Below are 18018 nucleotides of genomic sequence, written 5' to 3'. Positions count from 1 at the left end.
ACAGAATAGCACAGATCATCAAGTATGTTAATGGAGGGCGCTGGGTGCTCACTTTTGCTGAAATAAAATGGAGCATTGCGTGCCTTGGTTTAAATTGCTGGAGAAGGAGATTTTTCCGTTCATCATTTTGATAATACTCATGACCACGACGAGCCCAAGTCCAGTACCTTGTTCTTTGGTCGTGTAGAAAGGCATACCGATCGAATTTAATTGCTGCTTACTCATTCCAACACCAGTGTCAGAAATAGAAATTTGTACAGCATTAGGCAGCTTACAGGTGCTTAATGAAATTTTACCGCCGTTAGGCATAGACTCAATCGCATTTTTAACAAGATTCATCAAACATTGGCGCAGCTTTTTGGATTCACCTAGGATGTAAAGGGGATCTTCATTTTCATGACTAATATGGATAGCAACCTGGTGATCTGTAGCAAATGGTGTGATGAAACGCAGCATGGCTTCTATCTCTTCCTTGAGTTCTAATTGTTCCTGTAAGTTAGATGACGGCTTGGCGTAGTTTAAGTAATCACCCAGGATGGCATTTGCTTGATCCACACCCGACAACGCAAGGTCGACATACCGCTTGTGATCGTTGAGGGATAACTCTTTCTGATCCAGCAACTGAAGAAAGCCTCTTGTAGATGTGAGAGGATTACGTATTTCATGAGAAATGGTGGCTGCAAACTGGCCGAGCATTCGATCCTTTTCCAATGCGACAAGTCTCTGTTTGTGAATCTCATGCTTTTTCACAAAAAATTGTAAGTATGTAATCATCCAAAGAGAGAAAAAGGAAAAAATTACGGTGTATGCAGCATACAAATAAATAGGAGATTGTATGTTCAGCGTTAACAGTGCATACAATACTTCGTACACGAGCAGCATACCCGTTGCATAAGTTAATTTCATCTTGAGTGTAGGTTGATTTATTATATTTCTGAAGAGAAATCCACCTATTAATAATAAAACAGCACTGCTTATTAGAGCGGGTTGCCAATAGTAATTCAGTACGACCATACAACCTATGTTAAATAAGGTCCAGGTAATAAAAGCTGGTATAAATCCGACAAACAGAATCACAGCAATCAAGCTGATCGGAAACAAATGGAGGGAATAAATTAAGGGATCAATGTCTTCAAATTTCCAGTACAAAAAGATGAGTACGATTAAAATAATTGCGAATAGAAATCTACGCTGATATTCTTTGTAAATGAAAATAGGGGTAAGAACTAGATGGATTAATATAGCACTCATGATGTAGAAGAGACCATGTAGTTCATTGGAAATGATTGAATGGAGCAAATGAAATGCCATCCTTTCCGCTGTCCGACAGTATCTTTTTTATTTCTACATTATCTCACAAAAACTGACCTTATCAAGGGAAATGGGGCATTTCGAATGCTAAAGATTTGATAAAGACTTATGGTGTAATTCCTATAAACCGCGGTATAATAAAGGAACACGACAATGCAAGCGTTTACAATCTAAGTTGGTTAGCAAACAAGGAGAGATGAGGATGCGGGCGTGCTCACAGGTTTGCGGTGTTGTCTTTAATCCGATTGATGAAGATTATGTTGACGTATGTGAGGATTGTGAGGATGCCGAGAAGGATAATGCTGCTCTAGACGAGAACTCAGAGCCGAGAAGTTACTATTTGGGAGGGTGCGGCCTCATCATCGATTATTTGCTATGAATGGAACCTTCAAAAAAAGGTTGATTACCAGAGATTTCTTGTTACAATGAGAGTAGATTTACTATTCATACTATTCATTATTTATGCAGTTCATTTTTGAAAGGAGACCTAGCATGGTAACTTTACCTAAATTGAACGATCTCGGTTTTTTTGAGATTAGACTGGAATCCATCGGTGGGCTCGGCGCAAATCTAGCGGGTAAGATGTTGGCGGAAGCGGGAGTCGTTGGGGTGGGTTTGAACGGGGTTAGCTTTTCTTCCTATGGTTCAGAGAAGAAAGGGTCAGCAGTGAAAGCACATATTAGGTTCTGTGACATGGATACGAGAATTCGGGATACTTCGCCGGTCGAACGTCCGCATGTTGTGGGTGTTTTTCACGAATCACTTTCCAAAACTGTAAACGTTATCAGTGGCATCTATGAAGATAGTACAGTACTTGTAAATTCGACAAAAACACCGGATGAATTGAAGGAAAAGATGAAGCTCCGGGGCGGTACCATTGCAGTTATCGATGCAATTGGAATCTCATTAGAAGAGAAGAATCGCGTGAATATGGCGATGCTTGGTGCGCTATTCCGGTTGTGTGATTTCCTTGATCCAGATGTCATGAGAGGCGTTATTCGTAAATCGTTAGAAAAGAAATATCCGCTTGCTGTTGCACCAGCCCTACGAACGTTTGACCGCGGTTACAATGAAGTTAAGTTCCAAACGTATGCGCTTCCAGAAGGGGAGACGATGCCCGATTTCGTTCGTTTCGATACGCCAGTGCTTGGCTATGAAACGCAGTCCATTGGTGGTGTCATTACGAATCCTGGGAACAGCATTCTGAAGGATTTAAGCATTTCACGTGCGGGGATGATGCCGCATTTCCATGAAGATAAATGTATTCACTGTGCTTCCTGCGATAATGTGTGTCCGGATTTCTGTTTCGTTTGGGATGAACTCCCCGACAAGAAGGGGCGGCCTCAAATGTTCTTACAGGGGATCGACTATCAATATTGTAAGGGTTGCCTTAAATGTGTACAGGCTTGTCCGACCGAAGCGCTCGTAAGTGAGCGGGAAGAAGATGGTTATGCGGACTTAAATCGCATGCCTCATCGATTCAATCTAGCTGTAAACTCTTAGAGAGTATTTATGGGAGAAGGGTGGAACTACTCGCATGTCCATTGATATCAAGAAGGAATTAGGGCAAGCCAAGGTCGAACAGCGCATTGTATATGAATCAGGTAACGAGATGGCGGCATATGCGGCTCATCAAATTAATTATCATGTTATGGGATACTTTCCGATATCTCCATCTACGGAGGTTGCCCAATTTCTAGATCTTATGAAGTCCAACGGACAACATGACATCGTACTCATTCCAGCAGACGGTGAACATGGTTCAGCAGGCATATGTTATGGCGCATCAACTGCTGGCGGCCGCGTATTTAACGCGACAAGCGCCAACGGTTATTTGTACATGTTGGAACAAATGCCGGTACAATCCGGGACACGCTTTCCCATGGTGATGAACTTGGTATGCCGCTCTGTATCCGGACCACTGAATATTCATGGGGATCACTCCGATCTGTACTATGCTTTAAATACGGGTTGGCCGATTGTAATGTGTCGTGACCCACAAGCGGTCTATGACATGAATATCATTGCTTTAAAGCTGGCTGAGGATCCGGAAGTGCGTTTACCGGTATTGGTTGCTTCAGACGGTTATTTCACATCTCACCAAAAACGTAGAGTACAAACGTTCGCACATCGAGAGGATGTGCATGCTTTCGTAGGAGAGAAGCCACAGGGCTTCCCAGATACGTTGGATCGTAATAATCCGATTACCGTAGGTCCTTATATGAATGAGCCAGATTATATTAATAACTGCTACCAGCAGTCCATGGCCATGTATAACGCCGAAGGTGTTTATGATCGTATTCGGCAAGAATATGCTGAGCTGACGGGCCGTGATTATCCGATTCTTGAGCTATATCGGATGGAAGACGCGGAAGTCGCCGTTTTCTTGATGAATTCGGCTTCCGAAATCATCAAGGACGTCGTCGACCAGCTCCGCGAGAAGGGCATTAAGGCCGGATCGATCGCGCCGAACATCATCCGTCCATTCCCAGCAAAGCAGATCGCTGAAGCTTTGCAGAATGTGAAGGCGATCACCGTTGGCGATCGCGCGGATTCCTATGGCGGCCATGGCGGCAATATGGTCAACGAAATTAAAGCGGCGCTGTTCACACATGGGAACAGAGATACGCTAGTCATAAGCCGAATCTACGGCTTAGGTGGCAAGGACTTTTATGCCGAAGACGGGCATAGTTTGTTCCAATTTGCCATTGACGCTGTACAAAGCGGCAAGGTGGAAGTTCCCTTCGATTACTACGGCCACACGCCAGGTGATCCATCGAAAGCGCCGAAGCGGGTGTTGACGCCGATGAAGTATGAGGATTTGAAGACGGGACTCATTACGGTAACGCCGGATGAGAACACGGGCAAGCTGAATGTACGTATCCCGCCATTACGTGCATTGACGAAGAAACCGAAGCGTATTGCTCCGGGGCATGGCGCATGTCCAGGCTGCGGTATTTTCTCCGGCTTGGAGCTGTTTTTCAAAGGGATTGAAGGCGATATTGTCTCGATCTTCCATACAGGCTGTGCGATGGTTGTAACGACGGGTTATCCGTATTCGGCTCACAAAGCGACCTATATTCATAATCTGTTCCAGAACGGCGCAGCGACCCTCTCAGGTGTTGTGGAGATGTTCTGGGAGCGCAAGCGACGTGGCGAGCTCGACCATTTGGGTTTGAAGGACGATTTCACCTTCGTGATGATCACTGGTGACGGCGGAATGGATATCGGCATGGGTCCAGCGATCGGAGCGGCTTTGCGCAATCATAAAATGATTATTCTCGAGTACGATAATGAGGGATACATGAATACGGGCGCTCAGTTGTCTTATTCGACACCAATGGGTCATCGTACATCGACTTCGAATGTTGGGAAGCATCAGGGTGGTAAAGTGTTCCATCACAAGGATACAGCCCAAATCATGGCCGCTACCCATATTCCGTATGTATTTACGGGGTCGGAAGCGTATCCGCAGGATCTTGTGAAGAAAGCCGCGAAAGCACAGTGGTACGCTCAGAATGAGGGATTGGTGTATGGCAAAATTCTCATTGCCTGTCCACTGAACTGGTTGTCGGATGATCAGGAAGGCTCCAATATCGTAGGAGCTGCGGTAGATTCCTGCTTCTTCCCGCTCTATGAAGTGGAGCACGGGGTTACGTCCATCACGTATAATCCAGAGGATAAGAGCAAGAAGATTCCACTATCGGATTGGCTCAAGACGATGGGGAAAACGAAGCATATGACGAAGCCTGAATATGAGGGTTCCCTGAAATCATTCGAAACGGAAGTCGAACGTCGTTGGAATATGTTAAAAGCGAAGCATGAGAATGCTTATTTATAAGTCGTCATTATGAGAAAACCTTTATCGAGGTCATTCAAAGATGAGCTACCGCGTTTAGATGTAGGTTTTATCGCCAATAACAAAGCGGTTTTCGGAAACCGAAAACTTATACTTTCTTATGTGGTAAAAAATGAAGGCACATTCACCTCTGTGGTGAACGTGCCTTTTTATCGGAGGAATGAAAGATGCCCTATGTGTTACAGCACAAAATATCGCAGCAGATTTTCACATGTACACTTGTCAATCACTACGGATTAGCCTATTATGGCGTTAAATTTTGGCCGGATTTAGAAGAGGCTGAGCAGCAATTCCCTGCTTTTCTACACAACATGGGGGGAATGGATTCGGATGCTTGGCATGTGACTGAGCTCGAGGAAGGTGAAATGAAGCTCTGCAATGTGAAGCTGAAAAATGACCCTAATTTGCAAGTGTTTTGGCCTCATACACGAAAACCGGAAGTCCGTAAACTGGAAAAATAAACCCTAGCGTCAATAGGTACGCAGCCACTATGAGTTCGACAAGAAACGCAACCTTTCGCCTATATTCGTGAAGAACCCCCTCAAACTATAATAAGGGTACGGAAGAAAAAATTAACATCACAACGAAATGGCAATCCGAGCGAAAGCTTGGGTAAAACAAGGGTCTCGTGCCTACAGTGCTAGCAAGCTGCCGAATACGATGGGACCTTCCTAATAGAAAAGGATGACCCGATGAAGGCTGACGGGTTGTCCTTTTTACTATCTATTGGAGGTGTCAGACACAAGTACCCATATCGTCAGATCGGTTATACAAGGCCCATAATCAGCTAGAGACACACCACCTATGGAGGAAGAGAAGATGAGAAAATGGACAATGGTTATCGGAATGCTTATGCTTGCGCTTACTTTTGTTTTTCCTGCGGCAATAAAGGCAGATGAAGGAGTAACGACAAAAGCACAAATTGTTTCAGGGGTAAGCTTCAGAAATCAACCAAGCACATCAAGCAATGTTATACGCGTATTGAAAACAAACGAAATCGTCACCGTCACCGACTATGTAACGACGAATTGGTACAAAATCAAGGATGCGCAAGGTGTAAGTGGATATGTTTCGACAAATAGTAAATACATAAAAATAACTAGCAATGCGGAAATCATCTATGGCGTAAACTTTCGCACACTTCCTTCTTCTGAAAAAGGCTCCAAAGTGATTCGGATGCTCAGTAAAGGAGAAGATGTCCTAGTTACAGATAAAGTCAATGACAGTTGGTATAAAATTCAAGACGCTAATGGAACTAGCGGGTATCTATCTTCTAGTAGTAAATACATAAACACTAACTTTTCAGTTATTAAACCCAGTCTACCTCTTGCTGAAGAAATAGAAGCTGTTATTGCAGCTGGCCAAGTTTACTTAGGCACACCCTATGAGTTTGGTTCGGAACGTAACGATACCACGACATTCGATTGCTCGGATTTCATTCAAACGATGTTCTGGGATGCCCTTCGCTTCTCCATTCCAAGTGATTCTCAGGCACAAGGTAACTACGTTAAATCGTTAGGCCCCGTAAAGAAGGATTGGACAACTTTGAAACGTGGAGATCTGATGTTCTTCAGCAGCTACAAAGGGAGCAAAGCAACAGATTATGATAACGTGAATGTTCTTACAGAACCGATCACGCATGTTGGTCTTTACTTAGGAAATGGAAATATGCTGCATACGTATTCGATTGAATCCGGCGGTGTTCGTACGGATAAGATCGCTGGGAAGCAATGGGAAAATCGCTTTTTGTACGGTGGCCGTATTTTACAATAAGTGATGGTTCGATCATAGGAACTTTGCCATATACTATAGATAGGGGCGGATGCTGCTTCAGCATTCGCTTCTTCCTCATTCTAAGGAGAAAGGAAGCCTTATCTTTGAAACCTTCGACGACGCCCCATCCATTGGAATTTCGGAACACAACGGAAAGAGGACTTAACCTAGATACCGTACACGAGCGTATTCTCCATTTCATGCGTCACGACCCCGTAGCAACATACAAATTTATTATTGGTACGGATTGTCAGGTGCACTCAGGTCATACGAAATTCATTACCGGTGTAGTGATCCAGCGGTTAGGAAAAGGAGCGTGGGCGTGTTATCGTCAAGTCATCGTTCATCGAGCCCTACATTCGATTAAAGAAAAGCTGTCGATGGAAACCGCTTTGAGTGAAGAGATTGCGATGTACTTTGATGAGTCTAAGCGACAGGATATGGAAAACATTATTCTTCCTTATCTGTATCAAGGTGCCTCAATCGATATGTTTATTCATATTGATGCGGGTGATGATGAGAATAAGAACCGGACGGCTAAATTCGTTCAAGAGATGGTGCGGCGAGTGGAATCTGTCGGTATGGTTCCTGTTATTAAACCAGATTGTTATGTAGCTTCGGCCTATGCCAATCGTTTTTCAAAGAAGCCGTATCAGCCAATTTATGAGAATCATGAGGTTATCGATGGCATCCTATAAGAGAAATAGAAACCGTTAGTTCGAAGTGGTCACCTCGATCATATGAACTGACGGTTTTGTTTGGTTGAGAAAGTTGTGAAAAGAGGATTTCTTCAGTTTCTTAGCGAAGTAATGCTTTTACAAGCTTAGAGAGAAAGGGGAGAATATGATGAGCAAAACATTTATAATCGAAGCCGTTATGCTAGCGGTGCATGGTCAATTAATGCTGCCAGAACGGCCTGTTACTTATGTGATTCCTTATACCAGCATTCAGGAGTTATATGAACTTCAGACAGGCAGCGAGCCGATCATGTTAGAGGAAGAAGACGACGGCTTCGTGAAGCAAATGATTGGTGAACTGATTGCTTTCTTCGAGGAAGCGTTTAATAAGAAAAAAATTGAAAAGGCGTTAACTGTTCCATGGCGTAAAAGCCCTCCTTTGCCAATTAATGAGCATGTCACCTTGATGGTCGTTTTTGCGATCGATAATGAAGAGTACGGGGACAATTTCGACCCGATTGAGACGGAATTAATTCTGACCGCGATCAAAGAACAGGCTGCTCTGTTAACGGATCAATTAGATCTCATTGAACGAATGGTTCAAGCAGGAATTCCTGTCGAAGCTTTTGACGTAGAGGATTTCGAATTTGCGGTAGAGGGTGACAATCAGGTTTAGGAAGAGGAGTTGAAGTGTGTAAATATGCGAGTCAAAGATCAAGAGGAGCAATTAGCCTCACTGCCAACATATTGGTTTCCTACTCAAACGTGGTCCATGCGTATTGGCGCGGGAGGTATGAATAATACAACTCGGTTCGTTGTCGTGGAAGGCACTTCCTATGTACTTCGATTGTACGAAACTCATCGTGACATAGACAAGATTATTTTCGAGCATAGTGTTCTTCTGGCTTTAGATAAAGAAAAAGATAAACTTCCATTTCGTGTACCTGTGCCAGTGGAGCTCCCGACTGGGGGGACGGTTGTTCGAGTAGATGCTAGGGAAGGCAAACTGGCTGCCTTATTTACTTTCACAGATGGCTGCAATCCTACTTGGGAGAAAGCTCATCAACTATTGCAATTCGGAGAAGCTGTCGGACAATTGTCATGTGCACTGGCTGCGATTTCCATGGAACTTAAACCTGTCTATCCACCTTATTATGAAATTGAACATATCCATCCGCGCTGCACACCAGAAGCGATTCAAGAGTTCTGCCTTTATCCACCAGAACCGTTCAGGCTGCAGCACGATGAGCTTTCCTATATATTTGGGCGATTTGCTGCTTTTTATAAGGCTATTCCTGATCTTCGAAAGCTTCCTCACCAACTCGTTCATGGTGATATCAATGGATCTAATATGTTGGTTGATACCTATGGGTATATTACGGCCGTTCTTGATTTTGAGTTCGTAACTTTAGATGTCCGAGTGATGGAGTTAGCGGTTTGTTTATCGGATCTTATCGATCCGACTATGCCATTAAAGGAATTGCAACGCAATTGTGCAGCCTTTTATGAGGGGTATCACCAGTCGATCATTTTGGAGGAGGAAGAAATTGAGTTATTGCCTCTTCTGATCGAGCTTCGTCGGCTGGATGTATTTATCCATTTTCTAGGAAGATACTTAGATGGTGTGGATGATCAAGGCGTGCTCGTTGATATTATTCATAATACGTATGGAAAAACGAAGTGGCTGCAAATGAATGGCTCGGAGCTTGTTCTTCCTTTATTCAAATAGGGTAAAGATGCGGTGCATTCATACAACCGATAGCTGGCTGGTCGGCATACCATATAGTACCAAATGAAAAAGGTGGTGCTTAGGTATGCCTAAAGGTGTTTATCTGGGAAATGTTCGCGCTGTGCCTAACTGTGGTCGTTTTTGCCGTAATGTATGTACACGATTATTTGTAGTTGGGCGCAATCAATGTATTGCGGATTGTCTGCGGTGTGGTGGATTACGTGGAAGCGCAAAGTCCACTGTGAAATCAAAAGGAAAAATGGCTAACAAATCAAATCGTAAATGTAATTGCGGTTGTGGCAAAAGTAAATAAATTTGAAATAACTGTCGAAGGAATTCGGCAGTTTTATTTCTGATTGTAGGTAAAATAAATGCATGACTAACCTTGAGGTAAGTAAGACACGTTTTTTTCAGTTCTTTTTTTGTTGCCTCGGTTAACCTATACTAGTACTTAAGAAGCCAGTTTACTGGTGAAACTTTGTAGAAACTTACGAAGTAAGTTTTCTACGAAAACTCTAGTGGAAGCTTACGAAGTAAGTTATCTACGATAACTCTGAGGAGGACAAACATGGTCTATCAAGCAAGCTCAACGCGTTATGCAGAAATGAAATATAATCGTTCAGGCAAATCGGGACTTAAGCTCCCGGCCATTTCATTAGGTTTGTGGCACAATTTTGGTGGATTAGATCTCCATGAGAATGGAAGGGCTATGTTGCTTCGCTCTTTTGACTTAGGGATTACCCATTTTGATTTGGCTAATAACTACGGGCCGCCACCAGGGTCAGCTGAGGAAATGTTTGGTAAGGTATTGAAAAGCGACTTGGCCGCGTACCGCGATGAGTTGATCATCTCTACCAAGGCTGGCTACCACATGTGGGAAGGTCCTTATGGGGAGTGGGGCTCCAAGAAATATCTAGTATCCAGCTTGGATCAAAGTTTGAAAAGAATGGGATTGGAATATGTAGATATTTTCTATTCACACAGACCGGATCCGAATACGCCATTCGAAGAGACAATGGCTGCCCTGGATTTAATAGTTCGTCAAGGTAAAGCGTTGTACATAGGACTTTCCAATTACACGGCAGAGCAAACGAAAGAAGCGGTAACCATTCTGAAAGGTCTGGGAACACCACTGCTGATTCATCAACCTTCCTACAGCATGCTGAATCGTTGGATTGAGAATGGACTGCAGGATGTGCTGGATGAGTTTGGCGTAGGCAGCATCGCGTTTTGTCCGCTTGCACAAGGCCTGCTGACGAACAAGTACGTGAGTGGGGTGCCAAGTGATTCTCGCGCGGGTGGGAAGAGTCAATTCCTGAACACGAAAGATATTACGGAAGAGAAACTTGCTCAAATTAATCAACTGAATGAGATAGCGAGCAGTCGTGGCCAAAGCTTGGCGCAAATGTCGCTAGCTTGGGTTCTACGCGGCGAGCGAGTAACGTCAGCGTTGATTGGTGCAAGTCGTGTGTCTCAAATTGAAGAGAACGTAGCTGCACTTAAAAACCTAGCATTCTCTCCAGAAGAATTGGCTAAAATAGAAGAAATCCTGAAGTAATCTTCAGGATTCCAGCCGTTTATCAATCGCTTCGGACATTGTTTTATCGGTGAGATGCGCATAGATTTGCGTTGTTTCAGGGGAGGCATGGCCGAGCTGCTCTTGTGTTTTGTACAAGTCATTCTGTAAGTAATAATCTGTGGCGAACGAGTGCCGCAGCTTATGAACGGACAGGTAGGGCTTGCCGAAGCGCTTAGCGTACTTGATAACGAGTTCTTGGATAGCCCGTTTCGTCATACGTTCGCCCTCTTTTTTGCCATTTGCGATGGCAAGGAAGAGGGCTTTTTCCTTTTTGAGCGGCTTATAGCGAGTTGAGCGGATGGCGATATAGTCCGTTAGAGCTTGAATAGCTTCATTACGGAAGTATACGGGAGTTTTGAACGTGTCATCATTCTTACCTTTGCGATATACATAGGTAAGCTTCTTCTTAAGGTCAATATCATCGACGTTCAGATTGAATACTTCCGATACACGAAGCCCCGAATTAAGTATGAGTGTAATGATGCAAGTATCTCTTATTTTGTTCAACTCATAGGAGTAAAGAGCTTGCTTATTAGTAGCTACATCGTGCTCATAGCCATGCTGCACATACGCAATAAATTCAACGATCTCCTCTTCTTGAAGCAGCTTGCCCTCGAGTTTAGCGGCACTGTCCTTGGGCCTATGCGAGCGTTTGATCTCCACTTTGGCCATCACATTCCGCTTCAGAAGCGGGTAGAAATTATCGTCTTCGGCAATTTGGCTTAAATAGTGGAATAAGGAACGCAATGCGGAAAGCTTACGGTTAATCGTCGTTTTCACATTAGCCTGAGCTTTACGAGTTGCTAGGAACATGCGAAAGTTGTCAACGCTATCCATATGTAATTTCTCCAAATCCTCAAGAGGAACTTGGTTCATAGATGGTGCTGAACTTAATCCTTCGGCTAGCAGCCAGGATAGAAAGATTTCGTAATCACGTACATACTCAAGTAATGAGGACGGAGAGAGGTCTGGCAGCTTATAATTGATAAATTTCTCAATATACCACGGCATGGTAGGGATTCTTTTTTCTAATTCAAGGCGATCTTTGACTTTAATGATGTTCATAGGTAAATGTCACCTCACTAGCTTCTTCTTGCTGTTAGTATAGCAGTGGGTAAGGGAAATTGGTAGAAGAAGGTCGATTCGAAGCATAAGACCCTGTGCTATTATTTAGTGTACCAAACTATTCTGCGCACTCGCACGTCTTAACTCATACAAGACCAAATCTTATACGCGCGTAGAAAAAGGAGCGTCTTTTAATCTCATGACGATGAATGGCAAGTTAGAAAAGTTACTGATTGCATGTATGACTGAACATAAAGAAAATGTGTATCGATTAGCTTACAGTTACGTGAAAAATTCGGAAGATGCCCTCGATGTCGTTCAAGACGCCATACATAAGGCTTTTGCTTCAGCTGGCTCTCTGAAAGACACTGCATCCATAAAGAGCTGGTTTTACAGGATCGTTGTAAATACTTCATTGGACTTCTTGAGGAAGCATAAGAAAATTCAAGTCGTTGATGAAATCACGATGGAATCGTATGCTCAAGGAAGTGAAGATGCCTATCCCAATATTGATCTGGAAAGGGCATTGGATGATTTGCCGACAATTTATAGAAGTGTGATAGTACTAAGATTTTTTGAGGATTTGAAGATTGATGAAATTGCCGAGGTTTTACAAGAAAACAGCAGTACGATAAAAACAAGATTGTATCAAGCTCTCCGATTACTCCGGATTAAAATGGTCGACGATAAGTTAGAGGAGGTCAACTAAAATGAATGAGAAAATAGAACAAATGAAACAGCACTATATGGATATTCCGATTCCAAAAGAATTGGATTTTATTGTAAACCAAGCCATTAAGCAAAATAAGAAAAGAAAAAGCAATTTTAAATGGGGATTTGCAGTTGCAGCGGCGGCTATCTTGTTTGTCACAGGTATCAATACCAGTCCTACTTTGGCCCATGCTTTGTCTGAAGTGCCTCTCGTTGGAGACGTCGTTAAGGTACTAACTTTTAGAGAATATAAGTTCAATGATGGATCCTATAAAGCTAATTTAGAAGTGCCTGTAATCACGAATTTGGATAATAAAACCTTGGAAGATACCCTGAATAACAAATATCTGGAAGAAGGCAAGAAGTTATATACTGATTTTATAATCGAAATGGAAAGTTTGAAGCAAAATGGCGGCGGTCATGTAGGTGTAGATAGCGGTTATGTCATTAAAACCGATAACGATCACATCCTCTCAGTGGGTAGATACGTGGTAAATACGGTCGGATCCTCCTCAACAACATTCAAATACGACACAATCGACAAGAAGAAACAATTGCTCATCACTTTGCCAACTTTGTTTAAAGATGATGAATATATCCGTGTTATTAGTGAAAATATTAAAGAGCAAATGAAGGAGCAGATGAAGCAGGACCCGAAGAAGATTTATTGGGTTGAGGGTGTCGCAAATGAGGTGAATTCATACTTCAAAACCATCACGAAGAATCAAAACTTCTACATTAATACGAATGGTCAACTCGTTATCTCTTTCCAAAAATACGAGGTCTCTCCCGGTTATATGGGCGTTGTCGAGTTTATTATTCCGACTTCTGTGCTGTCTGATATTTTGACGATGAAAGGGGAGTATATTCAATAGGAATAAAAAAAGGAACATTTACTAAAATTAATCGGGTATGAAAAATTCAGCTGGGGGTATCTCAATGCAACAACAAACGCCGCAACAAAATCAACAAGGTTTTGAGCAAATAAAAGAAGCTGCCCAAAAAGCTGAGCAAGCTGCTGAACAAACTCTGCAAGTTGCTCAGGAGATTTATTCACAGGCGACTGAAGCTGCACTGTCCGAAGCGGAACAACAGCTGCAAGATCTTCAGGGACAAATCCAGCAGGCCCAGCAAAAGACGGAAGATTTAAAACAAGAATTACAAACGACACAAGAATCGCAGCAATCACAACAATCACAACAATCACAACAATCTCAACAATCTCAACAATCTCAACAATCACAACAATCTCATCCATCTCATCAAACCCAATAACGTAACGTCAGAGAGTTAGCGTAAAAAGTCTGTGCATCTGCAACAGGCTTTTTTTGCTTGGAAAGATCGCAAAAAAAGTGTTGTCTGTACATGACATCATGTGTTAATATGTGGAAAATAAACGGAAGGGCTTCTAGGGATCCGAACCTACAAGGTGGCGAACCGAGCGAAGCCGACACGGATACATAACGTGTTACACCGTAAGGGATAAAAGACCTTCGGAAAGTTCCGCCTGTTTAGGCGAAACGGACTGAGGTCTTTTTTGCTTTACCGAATTAATAAGTGGAGGGAACAGAGATGGCGTCGATCCGTGTGGAACAATTAGGGAAATCCTTTCGACTCAAGAAAAAAGAAGAAGGCTTTATGGCGAGTTTTCGGGCACTGTTAAAGCCGGAGTATGTAGACAAATCAGCCGTAGAGGGCATAACGTTCTCCGTGGATCAGGGGGAAACACTTGCCTTTCTCGGACCGAATGGTGCCGGGAAATCCACGACTATTAAGATGCTGACAGGCATCCTTCATCCTACAGTAGGTCAGGCTGAAGTTCTAGGCTGCTGTCCATGGAAAGAGAGGACTAAGCTGAGCTATCGAATAGGCTCTGTCTTCGGGCAAAAGTCGCAGCTTTGGTATCATTTGCCTCCCATCGATACCTTCGAGTTGATGAGCCGTATTTACGAGCTGCGGCGCAGCGAGTATGTACGCCGACGTGATGATCTCATAGAGAGATTTGAACTTGGACCCTATTTGCATACGGCAGTGAGGAAGCTCTCGCTAGGCGAACGGATGCGCTGTGAGATCGCTGCTTCCTTGATACACCGCCCGCAGGTGCTGTTCCTTGATGAACCTACGATTGGGCTTGACGTTGTCGTTAAACAGCGAATACGAGAGCTTATTTTAGAATTAAAACGTGAAGAAGGAACAACTGTTTTTCTTACGTCACATGATGCTGGTGATATTGAGCGGCTATGTGACAGGGCGATTGTTATCAATCATGGCCGGATTGTCTTCGATGACCGTGTCGAGGTTATGAAGCAGCAGTTTTTGACACAAAAAACGGTCCGCCTTGTATTGGGAGAGGAGCCGGATTCCATAGAAATTGTCGGGGTGAAGGTACTCGAACGAAGTGGTGTAAGAATTTCGCTTTCCGTCGATATGGGCCTAACGACGATAGAAGCAGCGCTGTCCCAGATCATGGCTGAGCACCGAATCATTGACGTTACGGTTGAAGATCCGCCGATGGAGGACATCATCACGCGTATGTACGGGAGCTTCGGTAAGGAGGAGAAAGGACATGAACAACTGGAGAAAATCGGTTAAATATGCCTTTATCGGCAAAATCACACTTCGCAATCAACTTGCTTATGTGGCCGATTTTCTTATCCGCTCGTTGTTTCTGCTGTTGATTCTTTATATTTTTCTTCAACTATGGCAGACAACGTTTCATGGCGAGGGAACGGAAACCATAGCAGGCTTCAGCTTCAAGCAGATCATGTGGTATCTCGTTATAACGGAATCGATGATCCTCGCCAGTCCAAGTCTCTGCACACGCGTAGAGGAAGAAGTGAAAAGCGGGGATATCGTTTTCAAATTTGTACGGCCTGTCAATTTTGTCGCCTTTCACTATGTCGAATATATGAGTGAAGCTGTGATTCGTTTTCTCGTTAACGCGGCGCTTGGCGGTTTGTTAGGATTGCTTATTATGGGTCCGCCTAATTTTGGTTATGGGTTACTATGGTTGCCTATTGTGGCACTGTGCGGTTTCACAGTTAATTTCATGTTGAATATGGTTTTAGCGCTAAGCTCTTTCTGGGTGGAGGAGACACGCGGATTGGAATTCGTATACAACAAATTTTTATTTACGATTGGTGGCATGCTGATGCCTCTGGAGTTATTTCCCGACATGCTGCAGCGGGTAGGACGTTGGCTGCCGTTTCAAGCCATTGTCTACATCCCGGCCAAGACAACAGTGACATTTGATGCAGTTCAATTGCCAAGAATGCTCTGCACACAGCTAATATGGGTTGTTATCATTGGCATAATTGTCTCATTGGTTTATAGGAAAGGAGTGAAAAAACTCAATGTTAATGGTGGATAGCCGTAAATTGACACCCATTAGTGAATTTGATCAGCCAGGTAAATTCGGGCGTTTACTTCGTTTCGTCTGGCAATGCTGGAAATTAAATCTTGCTGGCGCTATGGAGTTTCGGATGAGCTTCTTTCTCACGGCTGGTATGATGATTATCAATAATGTGGTTTGGATTGTGTTCTGGGGACTTTATTTTGGCCGATTTCCTGTATTGAATGGATGGGAACTACAGGATGTAATGATGCTATGGGCTGTAGCGGCTGGCGGCTTTGGCGTTATGGCTACGTTTTTCGGTAACGCTATGCGAATTTCGAATCTGATTGCAACCGGACAGCTTGATATATATTTAACTCAGCCAAAGCCGGTGCTTCTTCATGTTCTCATTAGCCGCATGTCGGTAAGTGCAATTGGGGATGTCTTATTCGCACTTATCATTTACGTCGCATTTGGAGATAAATCGATGATAGGCTTTGTAAAATTTGGTTTAGCTATGGCGTTATCGACGCTGATTTTCTTATTTTTCACGGTTATTGTGAACTGCCCTGCGTTCTGGATAGGGAGTTCAGATGGGTTGAGTTTTCAGCTATATAATGGGCTCCTGACATTCACCACGTATCCAACGAGCATATTTCGAGGGATAGGCAAAATCGTACTGTTTACTGTGTTGCCAGCGGGGTTCATCAGTTACTTACCCATTGGGTTGTTACGTCAGCTGGATATTCCTTTTATATCAGGTGCCATAGCTGTGACAGGCCTGCTTTGCTTGGGAGGCATCTATTTGTTTTACACAGGACTCAGGCGATACGCTTCTGGCAATATGATGGGGCTTCGGCGTTAATTGGGTTAAAAGGGATAAGCTGCATATAGGTGACGCATGCTATAGGTGGAAGCCGCTTTATAGAATTAACAAAGGAGCTGATATCTATGGCGCGACGCCGACGTGGACAACAACCGTTGCAACAACCAATGCAACAACAGATGATGCAGAATCAACCGTATGGGTTGACGAATACAAAGCTTGAACCCTCTCAAAATTATAGCAATGCGGTCGAACCTACCCATAATGGGAATTTTGCATGGAATGGTCAACCGATTCCAAACGTACAGATGTACCAGCAAGCTGGACAATATGGGCAGCAGCCATTTATTCCTCAAGCTCGTAACAATGGTACACAGACTTCCCAAGGTGGAATGCCGGTTCCAGGTTCTTCAGGCAACATGAATGCCGAATATGGTCAGCGAAATACGGGAATCAACCACGCGGATGCGAGAAATGTAGGCTTTCAAGGGGGATATACCGGCTATGGTGCGAATGGCCAACCAACCCAATATGGCACTTTTATGCGGGATGGAACGCAGTATGGTGCAGGTCCACACACGATAGACCCCAATAAAGCTATTATTCAATCCGTCCATTATGGAGATGGCGGCATCAGCGCGGTTCAATTCCAAGATGGTAGGGTGGTTGATATTGCTAATGCCATTGCTATGACAGAAGCAGGACTGATTGAAGATGTGAATACGGGCAGGAATCGGGAAGGTCAAAAAACGCTCAGATCTTATCCAGATGGCGATCCAAGCAACAATTTATCTAATTTACCTCGATTTTAAAAAGCTTAATTTATGCAGTTTGCCATGTGCAAACTGCTTTTTTTATATGAATAAGAATTTACCCGATAAGCGCCGAAAAGGCGCTTACAGCCCGCCGCGCCGCGCAAGCCCGCCCGATAAGCGCCGAAAAGGCGCTTACAGCTCGCCGCGCCGCGCAAGCCCGCTCGATAAGCGCCGAAAAGGCGCTTACAGCTCGTTGCGCCGCGCAAGCCCGCTCGATAAGCGCCGAAATGTACTTGAGTCAATAGAGTGGACACAAAAAAAGGTTAAGAAATTAGTTTAGCTTGCTTGTAATACTGCGTTTCAAACTTGTCTGGGGACAAATATCCGAGCTTGCTGTGC

General features: G+C 43.8%; 19 protein-coding genes. 17 read left to right on the top strand and 2 right to left on the bottom strand.

Annotated features, from left to right (window positions below; all coding sequences use genetic code 11):
* Nucleotides 1–48 precede the first annotated feature (48 nt).
* A complete protein-coding gene (locus tag AC58UU_RS06345; protein WP_497314053.1) occupies nucleotides 49–1251 on the bottom strand; it encodes an ATP-binding protein in 1203 nt (400 codons plus the stop codon).
* Between the two features lie 262 nt (nucleotides 1252–1513).
* On the opposite strand from AC58UU_RS06345, the gene AC58UU_RS06340 reads away from it, so the two are divergent.
* The 9 genes from AC58UU_RS06340 to mgrA all read left to right on the top strand — a co-directional run bounded on the left by AC58UU_RS06340 (nucleotide 1514) and on the right by mgrA (nucleotide 10907).
* Complete coding sequence (locus tag AC58UU_RS06340) at nucleotides 1514–1690, top strand: hypothetical protein (RefSeq protein ID WP_497314051.1); 177 nt, start codon at nucleotides 1514–1516, stop codon at nucleotides 1688–1690.
* Between the two features lie 113 nt (nucleotides 1691–1803).
* Nucleotides 1804–2814 carry a 2-oxoacid:acceptor oxidoreductase family protein gene (locus tag AC58UU_RS06335; protein WP_171688207.1) on the top strand — a complete coding sequence of 337 codons (1011 nt, stop codon included), beginning with the start codon at nucleotides 1804–1806 and terminating at the stop codon, nucleotides 2812–2814.
* A gap of 34 nt (nucleotides 2815–2848) precedes the next feature.
* A complete protein-coding gene (locus tag AC58UU_RS06330; protein WP_497314049.1) occupies nucleotides 2849–5152 on the top strand; it encodes a thiamine pyrophosphate-dependent enzyme in 2304 nt (767 codons plus the stop codon).
* A 185-nt stretch (nucleotides 5153–5337) separates the two neighbouring features.
* Nucleotides 5338–5631: a hypothetical protein gene (locus tag AC58UU_RS06325; RefSeq protein WP_497314047.1), complete on the top strand. Its 294-nt coding sequence runs from the start codon at nucleotides 5338–5340 to the stop codon at nucleotides 5629–5631.
* A gap of 358 nt (nucleotides 5632–5989) precedes the next feature.
* Nucleotides 5990–6943, top strand: coding sequence for a C40 family peptidase (locus AC58UU_RS06320; RefSeq protein ID WP_497314045.1), 954 nt, complete (start codon nucleotides 5990–5992; stop codon nucleotides 6941–6943).
* 104 nt (nucleotides 6944–7047) lie between these two features.
* Nucleotides 7048–7641: a ribonuclease H-like YkuK family protein gene (locus AC58UU_RS06315; protein ID WP_497314043.1), complete on the top strand. Its 594-nt coding sequence runs from the start codon at nucleotides 7048–7050 to the stop codon at nucleotides 7639–7641.
* A gap of 148 nt (nucleotides 7642–7789) precedes the next feature.
* Entirely contained in the window at nucleotides 7790–8296 is a 507-nt protein-coding gene (locus tag AC58UU_RS06310) for an ADP-heptose synthase (protein ID WP_497314042.1), read from the top strand.
* Nucleotides 8297–8320: 24 nt separating this feature from the next.
* The gene (locus AC58UU_RS06305; protein WP_497314040.1) at nucleotides 8321–9349 is read left to right on the top strand and encodes a phosphotransferase; all 1029 of its coding nucleotides are present in this window, start codon (nucleotides 8321–8323) and stop codon (nucleotides 9347–9349) included.
* Between the two features lie 568 nt (nucleotides 9350–9917).
* Nucleotides 9918–10907, top strand: coding sequence for an L-glyceraldehyde 3-phosphate reductase (gene mgrA / locus AC58UU_RS06300; RefSeq protein WP_497314038.1), 990 nt, complete (start codon nucleotides 9918–9920; stop codon nucleotides 10905–10907).
* A gap of 3 nt (nucleotides 10908–10910) precedes the next feature.
* Here mgrA and xerS read toward each other — a convergent pair whose 3' ends face one another.
* Nucleotides 10911–11993: a tyrosine recombinase XerS gene (xerS, locus tag AC58UU_RS06295; RefSeq protein WP_497314036.1), complete on the bottom strand. Its 1083-nt coding sequence runs from the start codon at nucleotides 11991–11993 to the stop codon at nucleotides 10911–10913.
* Between the two features lie 205 nt (nucleotides 11994–12198).
* Here xerS and sigV point away from each other — a divergent pair, with 205 nt between their 5' ends.
* From sigV to AC58UU_RS06255, 8 genes are all read left to right on the top strand, one after another.
* On the top strand, nucleotides 12199–12702 hold the full coding sequence (gene sigV / locus AC58UU_RS06290; protein ID WP_497314034.1) for an RNA polymerase sigma factor SigV: 504 nt from the start codon (nucleotides 12199–12201) through the stop codon (nucleotides 12700–12702).
* A gap of 1 nt (nucleotide 12703) precedes the next feature.
* Nucleotides 12704–13579 (top strand): anti-sigma-V factor RsiV, encoded by an 876-nt coding sequence (gene rsiV / locus AC58UU_RS06285; RefSeq protein ID WP_497314032.1) that lies wholly within the window; start codon nucleotides 12704–12706, stop codon nucleotides 13577–13579.
* 64 nt (nucleotides 13580–13643) lie between these two features.
* On the top strand, nucleotides 13644–13979 hold the full coding sequence (locus AC58UU_RS06280) for a hypothetical protein (RefSeq protein ID WP_497314030.1): 336 nt from the start codon (nucleotides 13644–13646) through the stop codon (nucleotides 13977–13979).
* 297 nt (nucleotides 13980–14276) lie between these two features.
* Nucleotides 14277–15296 carry an ABC transporter ATP-binding protein gene (locus AC58UU_RS06275; protein ID WP_497314028.1) on the top strand — a complete coding sequence of 340 codons (1020 nt, stop codon included), beginning with the start codon at nucleotides 14277–14279 and terminating at the stop codon, nucleotides 15294–15296.
* Nucleotides 15271–16074 (top strand): ABC transporter permease, encoded by an 804-nt coding sequence (locus AC58UU_RS06270; protein ID WP_497314026.1) that lies wholly within the window; start codon nucleotides 15271–15273, stop codon nucleotides 16072–16074. Before AC58UU_RS06275 ends, AC58UU_RS06270 begins: the two co-directional genes overlap by 26 nt.
* Nucleotides 16058–16903 carry an ABC transporter permease gene (locus AC58UU_RS06265; protein ID WP_497314025.1) on the top strand — a complete coding sequence of 282 codons (846 nt, stop codon included), beginning with the start codon at nucleotides 16058–16060 and terminating at the stop codon, nucleotides 16901–16903. The genes AC58UU_RS06270 and AC58UU_RS06265 overlap by 17 nt, the downstream gene beginning before the upstream one ends.
* A gap of 140 nt (nucleotides 16904–17043) precedes the next feature.
* A complete protein-coding gene (locus AC58UU_RS06260; protein WP_497314023.1) occupies nucleotides 17044–17676 on the top strand; it encodes a DUF3892 domain-containing protein in 633 nt (210 codons plus the stop codon).
* Nucleotides 17633–17959, top strand: a complete 327-nt coding sequence (locus tag AC58UU_RS06255) for a hypothetical protein (RefSeq protein ID WP_497314912.1) — start codon at nucleotides 17633–17635, stop codon at nucleotides 17957–17959. The genes AC58UU_RS06260 and AC58UU_RS06255 overlap by 44 nt, the downstream gene beginning before the upstream one ends.
* Nucleotides 17960–18018: the final 59 nt, after the last annotated feature.

It is taken from the genome of Paenibacillus sp. JT22N1 (genome assembly GCF_059692155.1).
The sequence above is the reverse complement of the archived record's forward strand: the minus strand, read 5'-3'. Positions and strand labels throughout refer to the sequence as shown.